The following is an 18,267-nucleotide window of genomic DNA, read 5'->3' as shown; positions in this document are numbered from 1 at the left end:
AATCCCATGAAAATCTCCGACTGGAAAACCAAAGTCCTGTCGCTATTTCGCCCTGCCCAGCACGATCACGCGCCCGTTCTAAACGGCCCGCGCACCCTCGCCGCCATCGCCGACCGCAAGCCGGTCGGAATCACGGACATCAGCACCGGCGAGCGATTCGTCCATGCCCCCTCGCTCGAGGACGCCGTCGTCGATCCGCGCTACTGGTCGCCCGACTCGTATCACGACGACCTCGAACGCGCCGCGGCCGATGGGCTCAAGCGCTGGGACGGCAATTCCGTGCGCGACATTGACACGGAACGCTTCTACGACCATCCGCATCTCGAGACGCACACGGCGCTGCAGGGCAGCGTGCCCAAGCAGGCACGCGCCGAGCGCTGGAACCCTGCGCCGCAAGACCCTGGCTACCGGTCCAGCATCACGGTGCTTGCCGTCGACCAGCTGGGCGAGGCTCTCGTCAAGGAATACGTGGTGGACGATGCTCGCAATGCTGAAGGCTGGTCCTATTCCGTCATGTCCACCGACCGAGCCGCCCAGCTCCTGCTGGAATACGGCGCGGCCGCAGACCTGACGCTCGGTGCGGCCGAGCGCCTCCAGAACGGAAACGAGTTCGTGCAGGCACCCAACATCGGTGCGACTTATCGCGGTGAGATCCTCTCCATCGAGGGCGACACGGCCTATCAAAGAGCAGGGCAAGGAATGCCAGTCGCCCACTGGCTCGGAGCATTAGCCGTCACGAACCCGCAGCAGTACGTGGGCAAGGAAGTCGAGATTAGCTACCCGTGCGGCAAGGTCGGCCTTTTGCGCCAGGTCGACGCCTTGGCGCTCGACCCGACCGCATTGCAGAAGCCGGGTGCTGAAAAGTCCGCAGGCGCCTTCGAGCGCTAGGCAAGCCTCCTGAACACCAGCAACGGTGTAGCGATTCATCATGGAAAAAAAACACACATCGCAGCCCGACGTGCAGCCCTCCGCAGTTCAGCGGCTAAACAACCTGGGGGCAATGAGCCGCAGGCCAAAGCTGCGCGCGTTGCTTCCCACACTGGACGTCCTGCAAAGACAGGGCGTTCCGTACAGCGAGATAGCTGAGGCGCTTGCCATCGAAGGGCACGTACTGAAGGCAGAGTCTGTTCGGAAGGCCCTGATCCGCTGGAGAAAACGTCAGATCGGCCCGGACTCCGCCACCCCGGCGCCGATGAACTCTGAAGCAAACCATGCCTCCGGCGCCCAATCGTCCTCCAGCCCCCAACCGAAGCAGCCCGTGACGCCGGCGATCACAAGCAAGGCAGATCTTGTACGGCTTCGCAAAACCTCCGATCACATTGATCTCGATGAACTGGCCGAACTCGGCCGAAGAAAATAGGAACTCTCGCATGAAGATCGCAACCGTCAACTATTCCGGCTCCGTCGGAAAGACCGTCACGACCAGCCACCTCTTGGCTCCCCGCATCCCGGACGCCGAAATCATCGCCGTTGAATCCACCAACGAAAGCGCTGCGGACCTCGGCCTCAATGTCGAACAGATGCGCGGCGGGCAGTTCGGCCGGCTCTTCCGCAAGCTGCTCATGACCGATTCCGCAATCGTCGACGTCGGCGCATCGAACATCGAGGACTTCCTCGCCGAGCTGGTGAAGTACGACCAGGCACACCTGGAAATTGATTACTACGTCCTGCCCGTGGTCGCTTCGGGCAAGGCGCAGCGCGAGACCATCAAAACAATCGAGATGCTCGCGCAGATGGGAGTGCCGGCAGAACGCATACGGGTACTTTTCAACCGCGTCGATTCCGACGTTCGTGAGGAGTTCGCCGCCATCTTTGGATACGCCCAGCAGTCCGGAGACTTCCGGGCCAATCCGGAAGCAGCGATCTTTGAAAACGAGGTGTTCGATCTGCTGGCCAACAAGCGCACCACGATCAGAGAGATCCTTGCCGATCCGCGTAACTACCGTCAGGAACTGCGCGAAGCTGATCGCCACGACGCCAAGCTCATCAGCCACCTCAGCGACATGCACTCCCTGCAGTCGCTTGCGCGTCCTGTTGACCAGCAACTGGACAAGGCATTCGACGCGCTCTTCATGTAGGAGGCCCTGTGACCGCAAATCCGCCCGAAGGCTCGGCCTCCTCCTCTGCCATCCCCCGCAGCAGGATGGAGCTTTTATACCGCGACATGCTGCAGGAGAGCGCTCAACTTGTCGGACTAATGGAGCAGCTGACAGCACGGCAGGAGGGAATCGCCCAGGCGATGCAGGCCCTGCCAGCCACCGTGCGCCAAGCAGGCATGGAAGCGGCGGTTAATGCCGGTGGCCAAGCTGCCCGATCACTTCTTGAGGCAAGCCGCACACTGGCAAAGTCGACCTCAGATGCACGTATCGCGACGCGCGTTGCAACCCGAGCATTGCCCACAGCCGCATGGCGAGCTGGCGTGCTTTGCGGGGTATGTGCGCTCATAGGAAGCGGATTCGGCGGCGCTTTGGTGGCCCTCGCGCTTCACCAGTAGCCCTCGCTGGCCAAAACTCAAAGGCGCCCCGGGGCGCCTTATTCATTTTCCCAAAGGACTTTCATGGCACCCGACATACGCCGGCGAATCATCAAATTCGTCCTCTTGTTCCTGCCCCTTTCTGCCTGGCTTCTGACGGCCAAGATCATGTCAGGCATTCCCTTTTCGCAAGTTACCTGGCTGGTGCTTTCTCACTGGGTTATCTCTACGCCTGACTACACCGCCTTGGTCGCAGCGCCGATCATCGGCTTCGTGATCGCCCTTGCATTGGCGCTCACGCTAAAACGGCACGCGACCAAGGCCGGCTTCGACGGCGCTGGCTACAAGATCCACATCCGCGGCACAGAAGCGGTACCGATCAAGACGCTTCGGAAACTATGCACCGAGCGGGGTAAGCAGCAGATCAATGTCGCAGGAGTGCCTATGCCTACCTTGATCGAGAACCTTCACCTCCTGATAGGCGGGGCCACAGGTAGCGGGAAAACGGTGCTGTTGCGCGGCACGTTGCTCTCCACGCTTATGCGCGGGGATCGCGGAATTATCGTAGACCCCAATGGGACCTTTTACAGCACGTATGGGCAGCCGGGAGACGTGATTCTGAACCCCTATGACGAACGAACTGAGGGATGGTCGTTCTTCAATGAAGTTCGTGCGGACTATGACTGGAAGCGCCTTGCATTCTCCATTGTCCCATTGGGCACGGATGCCAACGCGGAGGAGTGGAACGGATATGGACGCCTGCTGTTGCGCGAAACCGCACGGAAACTCTACGAACTAGGAACACCGTCCGTTGAGGAGCTATTCCGATGGACCACGATTGCGTCAGACAAAGACCTACGGACCTTCCTCGCCGGGACGCTGGCCGAATCCTTGTTCGCAGGTTCTACAGAAGCCAGCAAAGCACTGACCAGCGCTCGGTTTGTGCTTTCGAAGTATCTGGCTGAGCACATGAGCATGCCGGCTGGAAAGTTCAGCATTCGTGACTGGATGGACAACGGTTCAGGATCGCTGTTCATCACCTGGCGCGAGGATATGAAGGAAGCCATGAAGCCACTCGTTTCTGCCTGGGTGGACGTATTTGGCTCGTCTGCCCTGTCACTGCCGGAGAGCGAGGCCATCGCATGGTGGATGGCTTTGGACGAGCTCGCTTCTTTGGAGAAGCTTGCCTCGCTGCAGGACGTCCTCACCAAAGGTCGAAAGCATGGGGTTCGGGTAATCGCTGGCCTCCAGTCAGTCTCGCAGCTTACTGACATCTATGGCAAGGAACAGGCGACGACGTTGCGCGCGAGCTTCCGCTCCTTAGTCGTCCTGGGCGGATCGAAGACGGACTCTGAAACCGCTGAAGCAATGTCACTGGCGCTGGGAGAACATGAGGTCGCTCGGCCCGAATACACGGACAGCCGCAACCCCGGTAGTGCACGAAACACCAGCGAGCGCTTGGTGCGATCCACGGAGCGGGTTGTAACTCCGGCGCAAGTCCAGGCCCTTCCTGACCTAACCGGCTGGATTGCGTTCTCCGGAGACCGGCCGATCGCGAAGTTCGTGCTCGAGCCTCGCAACTACGCCATCCGCAATGCACCCTTTGTTGAGGCCAAGCGCAAGACTGCTCACCAGGTCGCGCACGGGAATGTTTCCCAGCCGCAGCCTTGGACCCAAGTCGGCCTGCCTGAAGACCCGACCATGGCCGCATAACCATCTCACGCCGGGCCGCCATCTTGCATGGCGGTTCCGCGCGCCTTGGAAATCTAATGATCTCTTTGAAATCGATCCATCGGAGCGCCGCCACAAAGGCGTCGCATTACTACGCGGACCAGAAAGACGATTACTACAGTCGCGATGGCACGGCCGCGCAATGGCAAGGCAAGGCGGCCGACGCACTAGGGCTTACCGGCGCGGTTCAACAGGAGGAATTTCTGCGTGCGCTGCGCGGTGACTTTGGTCCAGACGTCAAACTATCGCGCTCTATCAGGTTGGATGCTGAGGCACGCGCGGCGCTGGATATGACGTTCTCTCCGCCCAAGAGCATCAGCATCCAGGCGCTGGCCGGCAAGGATGCCTCGGTAATCGAGGCGCACGACTACGCGGTGAGCAAGGCGCTGGAATTTCTGGAACATGAGCTGTTGCGCGCCCGCCAGACTGAAAAGGGGATTACGACTACGGAGCGCACAGGCAACGCGGCGATCGCAAAGTTCCGCCATGAGACGGCCAGGCCAACGGACGGTGCCTATTCGGATCCCCAGCTGCACACCCACGCACTGTTGATGAACCTCACCCAACGTGCCGATGGGCGCTGGGTCGCTATATCAAACGACGAGATTTATCGATTGAAGTCCATGGTGGAATCGGTGTATCACGCCGAGCTGGCCAGCAGCCTGGAGAAGTCCGGCCATCAAATTCGCTACGAGGGCAAGAGCTTCGAACTCGCGCATATCTCTCGGGAGCACATCGAAGGGTTCTCCAAGCGTTCGCAGGACATCAATGCCGAACTGGCGGCATTGGGTGAAACTCGCGAATCTGCGAGCAGAGCGCTCAAGCAGACTATCGCCCTCAAAACTCGCCTGGACAAGGCACCCGAAATTTCTCGCGAAGAGCTTCAGCGTGACTGGGAACGACAGGCGACTGAATTCGGCATTGATTTCAATGGAGCAAAACAACCATTGGAAAAGGAAGCCGGATTGGAAAGCGGCAAGCCGCCCCGTCAGGAATTGACGCCGGAGGCGGCTGCTCTGATTGCCGACGAGTGTCTTCGGTGGGCGCTCAAGCACCACACCGAACGCGAATCCGTGATGGACGGAAAAGAGATGCTCAAGACCGCACTGCACCGTTCGCACGGCATGGGCATAAAGCTGGGCGATCTAAAATCGGCCGTCAAGCGCTCACTTGATAAAGGCCATCTGATCCTTGGGACGATTCAGTACCGGCACGCGAAGGACAAAGACGGTGCCGGCGAATCACGGTCGGACTTGGTCGCCGCCCTAGTCGTCGGTGGCATGAGCAAAAAACATGCGGAAGAAAAAATCCGCATTTCGATTGCTCGAGGCGAGCTGGTTCCGACTGGCGCAAGGTACACCACACAGGTGGCACGGGAGCGCGAAAAGCGAATCCTCCAGATCGAGCGCGAGGGGCGTGACCAGGTCGCGCCAATCCTGGATATTCAAGCGGCCCAAGGCGCTATGGCTGGCCGCTCGCTGAAGCCAGGCCAACTGGCGGCCGCCAATCTGATCCTCAGTACGCCACACCGATTCATCGGCGTCCAAGGCCTGGCGGGGACGGGTAAGTCGCACATGCTGGCCCAGGTCAAGGAGGCCGCTGAAGCAGCTGGCTTCAAGGTCCAGGCCGTGGCGTCCTACGGCAAGCAGATCGAGGCCTTGCGGGAACTTGGAATGGAATCCAGGACCGTAGCGTCCGTTCTGGAGGCACGTCAGAAGGACCGCTTCAAACTCGACCCGAAAACCGTCCTGGTCATCGATGAGGCGGGCGTGGTCCCTGCCCGCCTCATGGAACGCCTGATGAAAATGGCCGAGGCTGACGACGCACGCATCGTCATGCTGGGCGACACGGGCCAAACCAAGGCCATCGAGGCTGGCCGCCCGTTTCACCAGTTGCAAGTCGCTGGCATGGCTACGGCCCTAATGGGCGACATCATTCGGCAGAAGTCCCCCGAATTGAAGGCTGCGGTGGAACTAGCGGCAAAGGGTCAGGCGTCGGCCTCCCTTGGCGTGTTAGATCAGAAGCTGAAAGCCGTGCACACCATCAAGGACGACGGCGAACGATATGACGCCATAGCGACCCGATACGCAACGCTGAACGACGATGAGCGGCGGGAGACGCTTATCGTGACCGGCACGAACGATTCGCGGAATGCGTTGAACGAGGCTACCCACCAGGCGCTCGGCCTGGGCGGCCGCGGCTTTGAATTCAAGATGCTCACCCGACGTGACACTACGCAGGCAGAACGGCGAGTGGCCAAGTACTTCGTCGCTGGGGATATTGTGCAGCCGGAGCGGGACTACAAAACCGGAAATTTGCGGCAAGGCGAGATGTACCGCGTTATCGGCGCGCTTGCCGGAAAGCCCAATGACCTAGTCGTTGAGCATATGGAAAGTAAGGTCCGGACCACCTTCAATCCTGCTCGCGCCGCCAAGCTGTCAGTCTACGAACCGGTCAAGGCAGAATTATCCGCCGGCGATTGGGTTCGGGCGACGAGGCACAACGCGGCCCTCGATTTGGCCAACGGTGATCGGTTTGAAGTGCTCGCCGTCACGCCCACAACGGTCACCATCGGCGGCAACGGCCGACGAATCACGATGAACGCGGCAACAGCGCCGCTGCATCTAGATCGGGCCTACGCGTCCACGAGCCACAGCGCGCAGGGACTGACATGCGATCGTGCACTGATCAACTCTGAGAGTTTTAGCCGCACCACGCAGCGCGACGTCTACTATGTAGCGATTTCCAGGGCACGCTTTCACACGGAAATCTATACCGAGAATGCCGCAAAGCTGTCCGGTGCAGTGAACCGGCTAGAGGAGAAGACGGCCGCACTCGATATCGGACTTGAGGCGACACGACCATGGCGTCTCAAGGATACGCCATCACGAATGATAGCTAGCTCCGAAGGCAAGGAAGTTACAGACAGCGCACTCCAACGTTAGGTCACTTACGTGGGCGATTTTCGCCCGCCGCGCATCCACTAGAGCGATAACTTGCGGGAATGAGCGGACAATAACAAAAACGCGGCCTGGTCGTTGGTACCGACCTTAGACCTCTGACGGAGTCACCACGCCTGCAAGGAGAGCAGCCCATGGAAGAAGTCGAACTCGCCACATTGCAAGCTGCCTGCCGGACTTTGGCGCGATCGACCTTATGGTCAGAACAGGGCACGCCGGAAATCGCAGTGGCAAAGCTGGCGGGCGAGTTTCTGCAGGTTGCCTCGGATCAGCTTGCCACCGTAGTTGAATCGGGCCGCGATCCACACATAGTGACGCGGGCGATATGCTACCTCGCACACACCCACGTCATTCCATCCAGGCGTATGGCTAAATGGTGGTTCACCGAAATGTTGGCATGCCTGGTCGAACTTGCAGTCCCTTCGATAATTCAGACACCAGCTTCGGCGGCTTTTCTACGCGATGTGCATGAAGGGATAGCAAATTGGACTGACTCATAAAAGATCTTTTCGACGCCCGCCGAAGTGCCTGCGGTAATCAGTCGATCGGTTTCGTCGTAGTCGCGGAATAGCGCTTATATGCCTGTTGGGGATGGCTCGGTGCGGGGTATTTTCTCACGAGCCGGCCAGCGTCAACCAACGGGTTCAAATAGTGCTTTCTTAACGATGCGTCTGAGCGACTCAACGCCTGCGCTAGGTCGCGGAGCGTTACAAACTGTTCGTCGCAGAGGGACACTATAAGCTCTTCCATCCGGTCTGGAGGCATCCGCGCGGGAAGCGGACCGGGCCCAAGCAATTCTTGTAAGCGTTCTTTAAGACCCAGGGTGGTGTCCTGCACAACGCTCTTATGTCCAGAGAGAGACTCGCTATGTCCAGAGCTTGGATCGCTATGTCCAGAGCTCGAATCGACCACGGGTGCTGCTTCAACAGGCGGAGGTAGAACGGTCGCTGGGCTGGCAAAAGGTTCGGAATTGTCCTTTTTGTAACCAGGAAGAAAATAGATCATTCCCCGGCGAACGCCATCTGATTCGAGCATGCCAGCTCGAACCAAAGAGGTCAGGGCGCGCGTAATGTCCACAGGGTGATCCGCACACAATTCCTTGACCCGAGCATGGTTAATCGTCCCCTCGGCGGCGGCGGACACTAACACCAGACGCTCGAGTTCTGGCAATCCAGTAAAGCGCTCGCTGAAACGTTCCTTCAGTTCCTCAATAGCCTCTTCCGGAAACATGCTCTCCATGCGAAGTTCCATAAGCGTCTGCTCGGGCTCATCCAGCTCGTACAACGAGGGACGCCGCCACTGCTGACTTTGCCAGTTGCTATAGATTTTAGGTATGCCCGAGCCAGCATGGTCACCGTATCCAACAAGCTGGAACATTGTCTGGAGACGTCTATTTCTACAATCGCTGTTCCCGCCCATCAATGCTAAGTCGAGCGGAATGCGCATCCGGCCGGGATTTCGAAATCCATACATATCCGGCCGTTTGACAACAAGCACCGACACACGGCCAGTGAAATCCGCATGAATGAGCGTGTTTACCAGAGCTTCCCGCAGGGCCTCTGTCTGAGCGCTGTCTTCCACCCGCTGCCCGTCTACCAAGCGAAACGGCACCTTCGAACCATCTGTAAGTTTCTGGTATGTGCGCCGGAAAAAATCATAGACGTTGCCGGACCACGAGCCGTCCGGGATTAGCCGGTCGACCCACCTCTTTTCCGCCTTGGCCTCGGGGCGCTCTTGGTAATCGACCATATAGTTTGGCAAAACCTCCCGGATCGTTTCCGATTGCCCGAACATCAAAAGTCCCGCAAGTGTCAGCCCACTTTTCCCGGACGCTCGGTCTGTGCCATACGCGCCGATTTTCTGAAGAAATTCCGACATGCCCATGTCGAGGTACACGTGCCCCGGGCGAACAGCCGAGAACCGGTTGCGATACGAGGTCACACTCTCTAGGTCTAAATCCGCTATGTCGTAATGTTCTAGCACTCTGGCGTCGCGGGCGTCTTCCACTCTCTCCGCCATCATCCGGCGAACCTGCTCTTCGGTAGCCCGATAGTCTCCTTCGTTCCGTCGCAGGTAAGTTCCCGTCATTGGATTCAGGCCGACGTGAACCGGCCGTTCCTCCCGTCTTGCTTGGCGAACCGAGACGACCAAGATCTCCATTTTTCCCGTTGGCACTATGCGAACATCATCGACCCCGAGAACGTTGGCGCTGATCTGAGTTGGGTTGTGGGCGCCGTTCCAGAGATCTTGCTTCACTTTTTCTGCGTTCGGAACGCCCACGGCAACTAGATGTCCGCCGCGCTCTTCGACCCCCAGCAGGATGTCTCCGCCATGCGTGTTGGCCATAGCGCTATATGACTCCCAAAACGACTTTGGCAATTGACCAGCACCGTCTTTCCCATGTGCGAGCTTACATTCGACGTCTGTGGTCTCAGTCAGGTCTGCGAGGTCGAAGTTCTGACTGTAGAGGGTTGAAGCCATGTTTCCACGTCCTTTTATGATTCACTGGCTCTCTAATAAGGCGGAGGTCCTGAGCCATCCGCACTCCGCTATACCGAGTGCGAAACGGCCATAAGCATAACGTCCACGCGCCCGCCCTGGAGGGCGGCCCCTCTCCTAGCATGGGTCCCAACGTTTAATCCAGGCTTGGGGACTGTTAATGCCGCCCTTCCCAAAGTTGGCGAATCCATTTTCCGAGCTGATCCCGGTTAGGTCTCGGTCTGGTCCCGGTCTGGTCCCGGTCTGGTCCCGGTCTGGTCCCGGTTACGTCCCGGTCTGGTCCCGGTCTGGTCCCGGTTACGTCCCGGTCTGGTCCCGGTTACGTCCCGGTTAGGTCCCGGTCTGTCGAGATTGCACCGAATTATGCTTCGCGGATGGCTCTTGTATACGCCGACACACAGCCGGAAGCTATATGCCGCGCTGCACTTGGCTTATGCCGCTTTTCCATTGTCAGACAAAAGAAAACAACCTATCGCAAGAAAAGCCAAAATAAATCAAAGGGATAACCCCACCCGAAGGGTGCGTCCTGTGTGGTGGCTTTAAGGGACCCGCCGCCGCCCTGGCGGCGGGGGCCTTAAGGGCACCTGTGAGCGTCCGGGGGACGCTCACGAAGTCCGCAGGACGGCCCCGCCGGCGCAGCCGGTGGGAAAGGCCGCCCCATACCAAACCCGTTGGTACATCCAAAGCAAAAGGCCGCCCTAGGGCGGCCTTTTGCTTTGGCAGATGGTTTATGTCAGTGCGCTGCTGCCGTTGAGGCCAAGGACCGAACAGGCGGCTGCTCATGCTGTAGCGCTTGCCACAAATCATAGTTGGCCTGCATTGCGACCCAAGCCTGGGCAGTACTGGCCCCGGCATGCTCCAGCCGGACTGCCAGATCCGGGCTGATACCAGCCTTGCCATTGAGCACCCGGGAAAGTGCTACCCGCGACATCGCCAGCCGGTCAGCAGCCTCGGTCACAGATAGCCCCAACGGGGCAATTACATCCTCCCGGAGAATTTCACCCGGATGCGGAGGGTTGTGCATCATGATTGGCTCCTAGTGGTAGTCCTGATAATCGACCAGTTCAGCACCGGCCTCGGTAAAGCGAAATGTCACGCGCCAGTTGCCGTTGACCCAGACTGACCAATGCTCGGCCAGACCGCCCTTGAGCGAATGCAACTTATAGCCCGGGATATTCATATCCTGCGGTCCCTTCGCCACATCGAGCAGGGCCAGGATGCGGCCCAGCTTGTTGGCGTGTGCCGCCTGAATTCCTCGGGTTGAACCGGTGCGGTAGAAGGTCTCAAGACCTTTGTGGCGAAATCCGATGATCATGCGGTATTGTATCCCGTAACGATACACGATGCAATGGGGCGGCGCGCAAAATTGGCGTGCTGCCCCTTCCCTTACCTAACGGTGGCTTACTCTCCCGCTGCCGCCTCCTGCGAAATTGGCTCCGGGTTCGACAGCAAGGGCTTCCCGCGCATCAGTTCCGGCACCCATCCCTTCCCATCGAGCAACTGCTCGGCAGCGGTCGCCGCCTGGGCCTTCTTCATCGCCAATAGCGGCTTGGCCTGCTCCGCACCGACCGCGTCGGTAACGACAGCCGCGATTCGGTCCTTGGACACGTGGGCGAGGTAGGACTGCGCCGTGGGCTTCCACCATTTGCTCATGTCCAACCCAACCAGTTCGCCCAGGCGGTCCAGGTGCCGTGGTTCCGCCCCATAGGAATGGCTTTGGCGGCGGTAAATCGAAATGCTGGTCAGCACGGCGAGCAACTCGATGAGGTCCGCCTGCGGCTGCGCCAGCAGCCAGGGAAGCACCGCCGCGTCATCTTCCGGGACGTTCTTGGTGACGGCTTCAATCTGCTCGTGAACCCGCGCCCAAGCTGGGCTGTTCTTGATGTCCGCGTCCGTATTCGCAAGCTCATGATGCGTAGGCCGCAATGAGAGGTCGAACGAGTCACCGGAACCGCTGCGCTGACTCCCGTCGAAGTCGCCCAGCATCTGCTCAATGAGCAGGCAAAGCGCCAAGTTCGGACGGGCGATGATTTCGGCTTGCAGGGCGATCACGCGCTGGGCCTGGAGCCGATTTGTCAGCGCTTCGGAATGTACGGGGCGGGTTTCGACGGGCGGCAAGTCAGCATTCAAAACCTGCTCACCGGCTCCTGCCGTACTGCGCAGGATCTGCGCCACCGTCTCGCGTTCGTCCTTGCGGATCAGTCCGCGTGTGGCGGTCAGCCCGCCTTCGTAATCGAGGTGCAGGACCGCGCCGCTCAAAGCCTTGAGTTCGATTGGATAGTCGAACAATTCAGTACGAATGGCCCGAATCTCGCCCTCGTATCCGCGAATCAACGCCCGAACTCTATCGAGGTCGGATTCGTCGTAGCCTTCAACGGCGCGCAAGCCATCCAGCTTTTCCTGTGCGATGGACACCTTTTTTTCCAGCGCTTCAATCTGCTTGGCCTGGGCCTTGCTCGGGTCCAGGTGGGCGCGTTGGATTTCCCCGAATTGCTTCTTGTCGTCGTATGCGAAAGACACCCGGCATTCCACCCACAGCCAGCCCTCGGTCGATATCGCCTTGAAAAGCTTGGACCGTTGCATCTTCGCCAGGGCCATCGTTCGGGCCATATCCGGATCAGCCAGATAGGTGTCGTTCTCGAACAGGTCGCGGCGCACTTCTCCGCCCGCCTTCTCATACGCAGCAACTGTCACGTAACGGGCAACGGCCGAGTCACCCAGCATTTCCGTTTCCGCCAGGAGGTTGCGGATATGAACGTCGCGGTTCCAGTGTTCCGACTGCGCCGCCTTCCATGCCGCTTCCTGGCGGGCGTGGTCCGAAACCGACGCCAACGCCTGCATATCGGCAACTTCAATCTTGCCATCGCGGAATAGCTGCATGAGCTTAGGCGAAACAGCGCCGAGAGCCAGCAGCTTTTTTACGGCGGATTCCGTTGCGCCGTGCGCGGCCGCGATGGCTTCGATGGTCCAGTTTTTCTCCGCGCGCATACGGGCATACGATTCATACACGTCTGCCGGGTGCATAGCCTTGCGGGCGATGTTTTCGATCAGGCTGGCGTGGTGGGCGTACTCGGCGGGAATCACGAGGCACGAGACGCTGTAGTCTGCCGGGAATACGGCGTCTTCGATCAACAGCCCCAGCGCTGCCCAGCGCCGACCGCCCGCGCAGACTTCGTAGAAGCCATCCGCGCACGCAACGACCACGAGGTTTTGCAACAGCCCGCCCATGGCCTTGATCGTGGCCTTCAGTTCCGAAAGTTCAGGATCTTTCTTCGGATCCAGCGGACGACGAGCCTGATAGCTTTCGCTCAGGCGCAGTTGGGAATGCGGGATCTCCGTGCGGATGCTTGCGGCGTGGATGGCGGCGAGTTCTTTGGAGTCGATCTTCATGGTGTGTGCTCTTGCTTCGATTTAACGGAATTAGTGCAGTTGTGCAGGGGCGGGGGCGTCCTGCATCACAGCGATGAGGGTGGCAAGGTCCCGCACCGTCATTGCTGGAAGGCGATAGGAAAGGCCCAGCACGTGGGCGCGGCGCATGTCGTTCGCCAATCTGATAAAGTCGTGGTTCATCACGGTTCTCCTTCGAAGGGTGGGTCGAGGTGCAAGCCCCTGTCGGTTGCCGCCGATCAGGGGCTTTTTCGTTTAATAGCCAAGCCATTCCAGCAGCACGTGGCCGCGATACAGCGGGTGATTGCCGCAGTCGGCAAAGAACTCTTGAGCGTCCAATTGATGTCTACCGATTTCTTCCATGACCTGGATGCGCGTCACCACGGCTTCGTCCGCCGATTCCCTATCGCGCAGGCCCCGGGCCGAAACCGGCCCGAGATCGAATAGGTCCGCGAGTAGTTCGATCATGTCGGGCCTGTGGCCTTGCCATGCGACCAACTCGTTTTCGATGGCGACGGCCAAGACCGGCGCGGTGTCATAGCCTTTTGCCGCGAGCGCTTGAGCAAAGTCGGCAGCGCTGCGTTCGGTGAAGTCGATTCCGCGCGCGGCAAGATCATCTTTGGAAAGCTCGCATTGGACACAAGCAAGGTGGGTGTACAGAACGACGTCGCAAGACACAGCGGGTTTCCTCGTTTGACTAGACTTCGGTTGAACCGACCCAGGACGTGCCCAGGAACGCATCGCAGCCGATCACGGCCGATTCAGGTTGCACAGCGCAAAGCCCCTCATGTGTCCAGCCGTGTGCCGGTGCCTGCTGGACATGCAGGGTCGATCCATCCAGGCCGCGCAGGAGCAAAGGCTGGTGGCGCAGTGCGGCCAGAATGTCCGGCTCGCCTTCCATCTGGTCCGTTACGTACTTGATTAGCATCTGGGTTCCCCTCTCAGCCGTGATGCGGGCAAGGGTTGCCGGAGCCGTCGTTGCAACCCGAACATGCGGCCATGGCTACGGACTCTTCTGCTTCGTTCCAGCCGTCCACCCATGCGCTTGCCAGTTCGGCAACATCGGCCAGCAACGGCGGTACGTCGTCGGCGTCACGGCCACGGGTGAAATCTTCCCGGCCTTGAACGTGAGCGAGGATTTGCGCGTGATCAAGCTCCAAGAAACGGCTGTCTTCATCGAACATCCCTGCTGCTTTGGTGCGAGCGACGCGGGCGTCCAGGCCGCGAAGGAACACCACTGCGGGCTTCGGCGTTGCGATTGTCTGAACAGTGTTTGCCATGGTCATTTCCTTTACATTCAAGAGCGTTTTTGAAGCGCTGACCGATCCTGAAGAAGTCGTCCGAGCGTAGGTTTGTTGGATTTGGTTGTTCATGGTCTTTCCCTCCGCGTTATTCGCATCCGTTCCTGTGAGGCCTGTCCGTGCCGTCCGTGGCCACGTAGTGACGACTGGAAAGGGCCGGAGCAGAGGCCGCATGCGGAGCGCAGCCGAAGGCGAGCACCGAACGGGTGAGCACCGGACCCTTGGAGGGAGGAACGCAGTGGTACGCTCGGCGTTTTAGGACAGGGCTCGCGGGAATGGATGCATTGCGAGAGACAGGATGGCGACACCAAAGCCAGGCGCGCGCCGAGCGCCCCTACCCGCGCGCAGCGCGGGTCAACCTGGCCGCAAGGCGGCTGGCAAGCGGCAGCGCGCAGCGCCGGCAGGCGCGAAGGCGTGAGCCGACCGTAGGGAGGGTAGGACTGAAGCCCCGCAAGGGGGGGAGACTGGCCCTTTGGCCAGGCTCAACGCGAAGTGCGATGGCCCGACCCGTAGGCGCAGCCGGAGGGGCACGCCCAATAGGGAGCCGTGATCAAAAAAATCAGTGCTGAGATTGGGACCCGGGCGGCATCGAGACATTCAGCAAATCCAGGGCCTTATTTGCCCTATCTCGTGCGTCGTCGATGATTTGATTTTGCCGAACGATGTACTTGTACAGTGCTTTGGGACTGTTTTCGGCCTCGACCAAACCTTGCTCGTTGATGATCTCGTTGCACAATTCAACACACTCGTCGCAGATCGTGAGCACGCTGGCGCCAGGGCCGTTTTCCCGCGCGATCAGCTTGTGGACTTCGTCCTGAGACTTATCGCAAAATGCGCAATGCAGCACGGTCGGCTGCTTTTTTCGCCGAGGGCTCTTTTTATTGTTTTCGTCCATTGGGCGCAGGGTCCGCGTCAACGCGTCGCTAGGTCAGAGTAGGTGCGAAATCTAGCACAAGGCCCAACAGCCCGGATGGGTGTTTTTCCTAGTTGCATCCCAATTTCGTACCGACATTTTTGGCGCGTATTACGTCCGGTAGTTCTTTGAACAGGGAGAGTCACGTTGGATGGGACCATGATCATCAACGGTGTCCGTGTAGCCTACAGGACGATTCAAACGCCGAATGGAAAAGGGGTGATAGCGGAAGTGCAGTACGCCGACAGCGGACCGCGGGAGTGCGTTGGTGGACCCCACACGATGTTTGCAGACGACGCCTCTGCCCGCCGTGCGATACAAAACCATGTCGCCGCTGACTGGCCTAAGAGGACGAACCAGGAGCGGCGAAGGTAGGGGGGCTGCACCAGCCTCTTCCCGCCGTCCTGTCGCTGGTGCGAGATTGCCAGGCCGCTAGGCCTGGCTATGCCGTTCAGCCGTTTCGGTGATGGTCCACCATGCCGGCCAAGTACGCCGCCTGCAATGCCCTCCAAAGATCCCAAACCGGTATTTCGCGATAGTCCTTCGAGCGGACCCGCCGAAGTTCCAGACACTCAATGTCCAAAATCTCCATGGCGATGTTCTCAATGGCCAGTTCCGCGGCCTCGGATAGTTGCGGCATTCCCATGCTTCACTCCGTGTCCAGCTCGGCCAGCACTTGGCTGGCCAGCTCGTTCAGGTTGATTTTCGACTGGGCGATGGCGCGCACCTCTTCCAGCGGCAAGGATTCGAGGAATCGCGCCATGCGTTGTTCAATTTCCTGAGCTGCCAGCACCTGCCAGGCACCGTATGCGGCGATCGCGGATAAACCGGCCCGGTTGTTGCGGCCGTACCCTTGCAGGTATGCGATAAGCCCACTCTGCATTTCGCTAGCTGCCCGGCTCATGCTGCGATCCTTTCCTGGTTGGCCAGCGCAAGGCGCTGCAGTGCGGCCTCGTGATACTTCGGGTCCATTTCGATCCCGTAGAAGCGCCGTCCAGTTTGGCGGGCCGCCACGCACGTGGAACCGGAGCCGGCGAACGGGTCTAGAACAATGTCGCGCGGGCGGCTAAAGGTTTCGATCAGTGGCGTCAGGCATTCGACCGGCTTCTGGGTCGGATGGTGGCGGTTCCCCGTGTACTTCCAGGGCAGCACATCGGGCAATGGTGTCGCCGGCAGCGCCGGCTGGCCCTTGGCCAGCAAGTACGCGGACTCGTGCTGGTACGCCAAGAATCGCGCATTCGACTGGTATTGCTTGGCGAACACGATGTGACCGACCACACGAAAGCCCGCCGCGCGCCAGGCCGCGAAGAACCGATCTACGCGGTTCCAGCCATAGAACGAAATGCAGAACGCATCATCGCGAAGCACGCGGAACATCTGCGAAAACGCCGGCGTCATCCATTCATCGGTGCGGTCGTTGGCAATACTCCGGCCGGAGCGGTCCACGTAATTGACGAGGTACGGCGGATCGGTCAACACCAGGTCAACACAGCGATCCGGCAAGGTGGGAAGAACGAACAGGCAATCGCCCAGGACAACACGACTCATGGTTGGCTCCTTGCGTGCAGCAATGTCAGCCGATCTGCATTGCACTGCACGGGGCAGGCGGGCGCAGCCCACGAAAGCGCGGTCAAGGGACGTGGAATAAATAGTGAACGCAGTGAGCGGTTTATGCCGCGAAAGCCCTTGAAGATGGGGCCGCGGCTACAAAGCCGCGCGCAGCGGCCCTAGCGTCCGTGCGGGAGTGGGATGCGACTGTATGCTCCGTGCAGTGCTTGTGGCTCTGCATGGTCCGCAGTTGGCGCGTGGCTAGCGCGCCAGGCCCCGGAAGGGGCCATCGCACCTTGCTAGAAGAGCGACATCTGGCCACCGGCGGCTGCTTGGCGAATGGCTTTCGGAATGGCCTGCAGCGGCTGCTCAACCTCAGATGAAATATCCCCGGCGATGGTCTCGTCGACCTGGCCCTGGCCAGCGGCTGCCGGCGCCTGCAGGAGCGCTCGAGCGCCCTCTTCCGCTTCGCGACGGCGAAGCCGCGCGCCCCAGGCGCCCAGAATATGTGCGGGCGTAAACCACTGCTCCCGGCACTCGCCCGTGAGGCCGTTGCCATGAATCACCACGGCCGGCACGTGCAAGAGCGCCAGCTGGATGAATGTCATATGCACGCACCGCTGATCGATGTCGATTGCAGTCGCGTGCATGCACTGCTGATAGTTCAGCTGCGCATCGTGCATCGCGTGCACAGCCGCGATCAACATGCCGCCGGCGCCGCACGCCGGTTCCAGTACGCGGACGAACCCCTGCGCGCTCGTCTTGTCGACCAGATCCTGGCCATTGCCCATCATCATGTTGCCCATCAGGCGCGACACCTCATAGGGCGTAAAGAACTGGCCGGTGCCGGCGTTGCCCATGTCCAGCATCATGAACGTGCTCCCTAGCACGTCGCCAAAGTCTGCTGCCTGAACCCGGACCTCGTAGGCCATGACCAGGTGCGAGAACGCTTGGACGAGCTGGTCGAGTTCAGCTCGCTCGTACTGAGCGATCAGCTGCAGGTAGCGCTGTTCGCGCACCTCGCGCTGGGCCAGATCTGCACGGGCCAATGCGATCGCGCAGATCTCCACCCAATCGCTCCAGACGCGGTCGATGCCGCGCGTACGCGCGACCTGCCGAATGAGGCTGACGATTTCCTTCTGATGGGCGTCGGCGCTGTTCAGGAAACGGCGTTGTTGTGCATTTGAGGTTTTGGCCATGTGGTCTCTCCGGTTGCCAGGGCGGGAATGCCCGGAACTTGAGAGGCACGGCGCAGCGCAGCGCTCAAGTGTCGAAGACGGCCAACGGCCGCAAGTGGCGCCGGCGCAGCCGGCGCCGCGCCGCACTTGAACGCGAGAACGCCGTGGCACACTGACCGGGAATGCAGACCCGCCACCCCGTATGGCTTTCAACGGTCCAACTTCAAAGCGCAGCCGTTCCCCTGCAGCGTCACTTAGCAGGGGCTGAGCCACGATG

General features: G+C 59.9%; 19 protein-coding genes. 6 read left to right on the top strand and 13 right to left on the bottom strand.

The window, feature by feature from the left end:
* Positions 1–6 precede the first annotated feature (6 nt).
* The 6 genes from YH64_RS16445 to YH64_RS16420 all read left to right on the top strand — a co-directional run bounded on the left by YH64_RS16445 (position 7) and on the right by YH64_RS16420 (position 7,664).
* The gene (locus tag YH64_RS16445; RefSeq protein ID WP_046804258.1) at positions 7–888 is read left to right on the top strand and encodes a hypothetical protein; all 882 of its coding nucleotides are present in this window, start codon (positions 7–9) and stop codon (positions 886–888) included.
* Between the two features lie 40 nt (positions 889–928).
* On the top strand, positions 929–1,360 hold the full coding sequence (locus YH64_RS16440) for a hypothetical protein (RefSeq protein ID WP_046804259.1): 432 nt from the start codon (positions 929–931) through the stop codon (positions 1,358–1,360).
* A 10-nt stretch (positions 1,361–1,370) separates the two neighbouring features.
* On the top strand, positions 1,371–2,078 hold the full coding sequence (gene stbB, locus YH64_RS16435) for a StbB family protein (RefSeq protein ID WP_046804260.1): 708 nt from the start codon (positions 1,371–1,373) through the stop codon (positions 2,076–2,078).
* Positions 2,079–2,557: 479 nt separating this feature from the next.
* The gene (locus YH64_RS16430) at positions 2,558–4,186 is read left to right on the top strand and encodes a type IV secretion system DNA-binding domain-containing protein (protein ID WP_046804261.1); all 1,629 of its coding nucleotides are present in this window, start codon (positions 2,558–2,560) and stop codon (positions 4,184–4,186) included.
* Between the two features lie 56 nt (positions 4,187–4,242).
* Entirely contained in the window at positions 4,243–7,149 is a 2,907-nt protein-coding gene (gene mobF / locus YH64_RS16425; RefSeq protein WP_046804262.1) for a MobF family relaxase, read from the top strand.
* 149 nt (positions 7,150–7,298) lie between these two features.
* Entirely contained in the window at positions 7,299–7,664 is a 366-nt protein-coding gene (locus tag YH64_RS16420) for a hypothetical protein (RefSeq protein WP_143215406.1), read from the top strand.
* Between the two features lie 37 nt (positions 7,665–7,701).
* Here the strand turns inward: YH64_RS16420 and YH64_RS16415 are convergent, their stop codons facing one another.
* The 13 genes from YH64_RS16415 to YH64_RS16360 form a co-directional block, all read right to left on the bottom strand.
* Entirely contained in the window at positions 7,702–9,645 is a 1,944-nt protein-coding gene (locus YH64_RS16415; protein ID WP_046804263.1) for an RNA-binding domain-containing protein, read from the bottom strand.
* A 751-nt stretch (positions 9,646–10,396) separates the two neighbouring features.
* On the bottom strand, positions 10,397–10,687 hold the full coding sequence (locus YH64_RS16410) for a HigA family addiction module antitoxin (protein ID WP_221935906.1): 291 nt from the start codon (positions 10,685–10,687) through the stop codon (positions 10,397–10,399).
* Between the two features lie 12 nt (positions 10,688–10,699).
* Complete coding sequence (locus YH64_RS16405; protein WP_046804265.1) at positions 10,700–10,978, bottom strand: type II toxin-antitoxin system RelE/ParE family toxin; 279 nt, start codon at positions 10,976–10,978, stop codon at positions 10,700–10,702.
* Positions 10,979–11,064: 86 nt separating this feature from the next.
* Complete coding sequence (locus YH64_RS16400) at positions 11,065–13,053, bottom strand: ParB/RepB/Spo0J family partition protein (protein WP_046804266.1); 1,989 nt, start codon at positions 13,051–13,053, stop codon at positions 11,065–11,067.
* 30 nt (positions 13,054–13,083) lie between these two features.
* On the bottom strand, positions 13,084–13,233 hold the full coding sequence (locus YH64_RS30205; protein WP_185975385.1) for a hypothetical protein: 150 nt from the start codon (positions 13,231–13,233) through the stop codon (positions 13,084–13,086).
* Between the two features lie 72 nt (positions 13,234–13,305).
* Positions 13,306–13,728 carry a hypothetical protein gene (locus YH64_RS30200; RefSeq protein WP_046804267.1) on the bottom strand — a complete coding sequence of 141 codons (423 nt, stop codon included), beginning with the start codon at positions 13,726–13,728 and terminating at the stop codon, positions 13,306–13,308.
* 19 nt (positions 13,729–13,747) lie between these two features.
* The gene (locus YH64_RS16390) at positions 13,748–13,978 is read right to left on the bottom strand and encodes a hypothetical protein (protein WP_046804268.1); all 231 of its coding nucleotides are present in this window, start codon (positions 13,976–13,978) and stop codon (positions 13,748–13,750) included.
* 13 nt (positions 13,979–13,991) lie between these two features.
* Positions 13,992–14,423 carry a hypothetical protein gene (locus tag YH64_RS16385; RefSeq protein ID WP_143215405.1) on the bottom strand — a complete coding sequence of 144 codons (432 nt, stop codon included), beginning with the start codon at positions 14,421–14,423 and terminating at the stop codon, positions 13,992–13,994.
* Between the two features lie 487 nt (positions 14,424–14,910).
* Positions 14,911–15,246 (bottom strand): ClpX C4-type zinc finger protein, encoded by a 336-nt coding sequence (locus YH64_RS30795; protein WP_046804270.1) that lies wholly within the window; start codon positions 15,244–15,246, stop codon positions 14,911–14,913.
* A 469-nt stretch (positions 15,247–15,715) separates the two neighbouring features.
* On the bottom strand, positions 15,716–15,910 hold the full coding sequence (locus YH64_RS16375) for a hypothetical protein (RefSeq protein WP_046804271.1): 195 nt from the start codon (positions 15,908–15,910) through the stop codon (positions 15,716–15,718).
* Between the two features lie 3 nt (positions 15,911–15,913).
* On the bottom strand, positions 15,914–16,168 hold the full coding sequence (locus tag YH64_RS16370; protein ID WP_046804272.1) for a hypothetical protein: 255 nt from the start codon (positions 16,166–16,168) through the stop codon (positions 15,914–15,916).
* The gene (locus YH64_RS16365) at positions 16,165–16,812 is read right to left on the bottom strand and encodes a DNA methyltransferase (RefSeq protein ID WP_046804273.1); all 648 of its coding nucleotides are present in this window, start codon (positions 16,810–16,812) and stop codon (positions 16,165–16,167) included. The genes YH64_RS16370 and YH64_RS16365 overlap by 4 nt, the downstream gene beginning before the upstream one ends.
* Before the next feature lie 299 nt (positions 16,813–17,111).
* Positions 17,112–18,011 carry an N-6 DNA methylase gene (locus tag YH64_RS16360; RefSeq protein ID WP_052945990.1) on the bottom strand — a complete coding sequence of 300 codons (900 nt, stop codon included), beginning with the start codon at positions 18,009–18,011 and terminating at the stop codon, positions 17,112–17,114.
* Positions 18,012–18,267 lie beyond the last annotated feature (256 nt).

The sequence above is a fragment of the Achromobacter sp. LC458 genome (genome assembly GCF_001005835.2).
Classification (GTDB): domain Bacteria; phylum Pseudomonadota; class Gammaproteobacteria; order Burkholderiales; family Burkholderiaceae_B; genus Achromobacter; species Achromobacter spanius_B.
The sequence above is the reverse complement of the archived record's forward strand: the minus strand, read 5'-3'. Positions and strand labels throughout refer to the sequence as shown.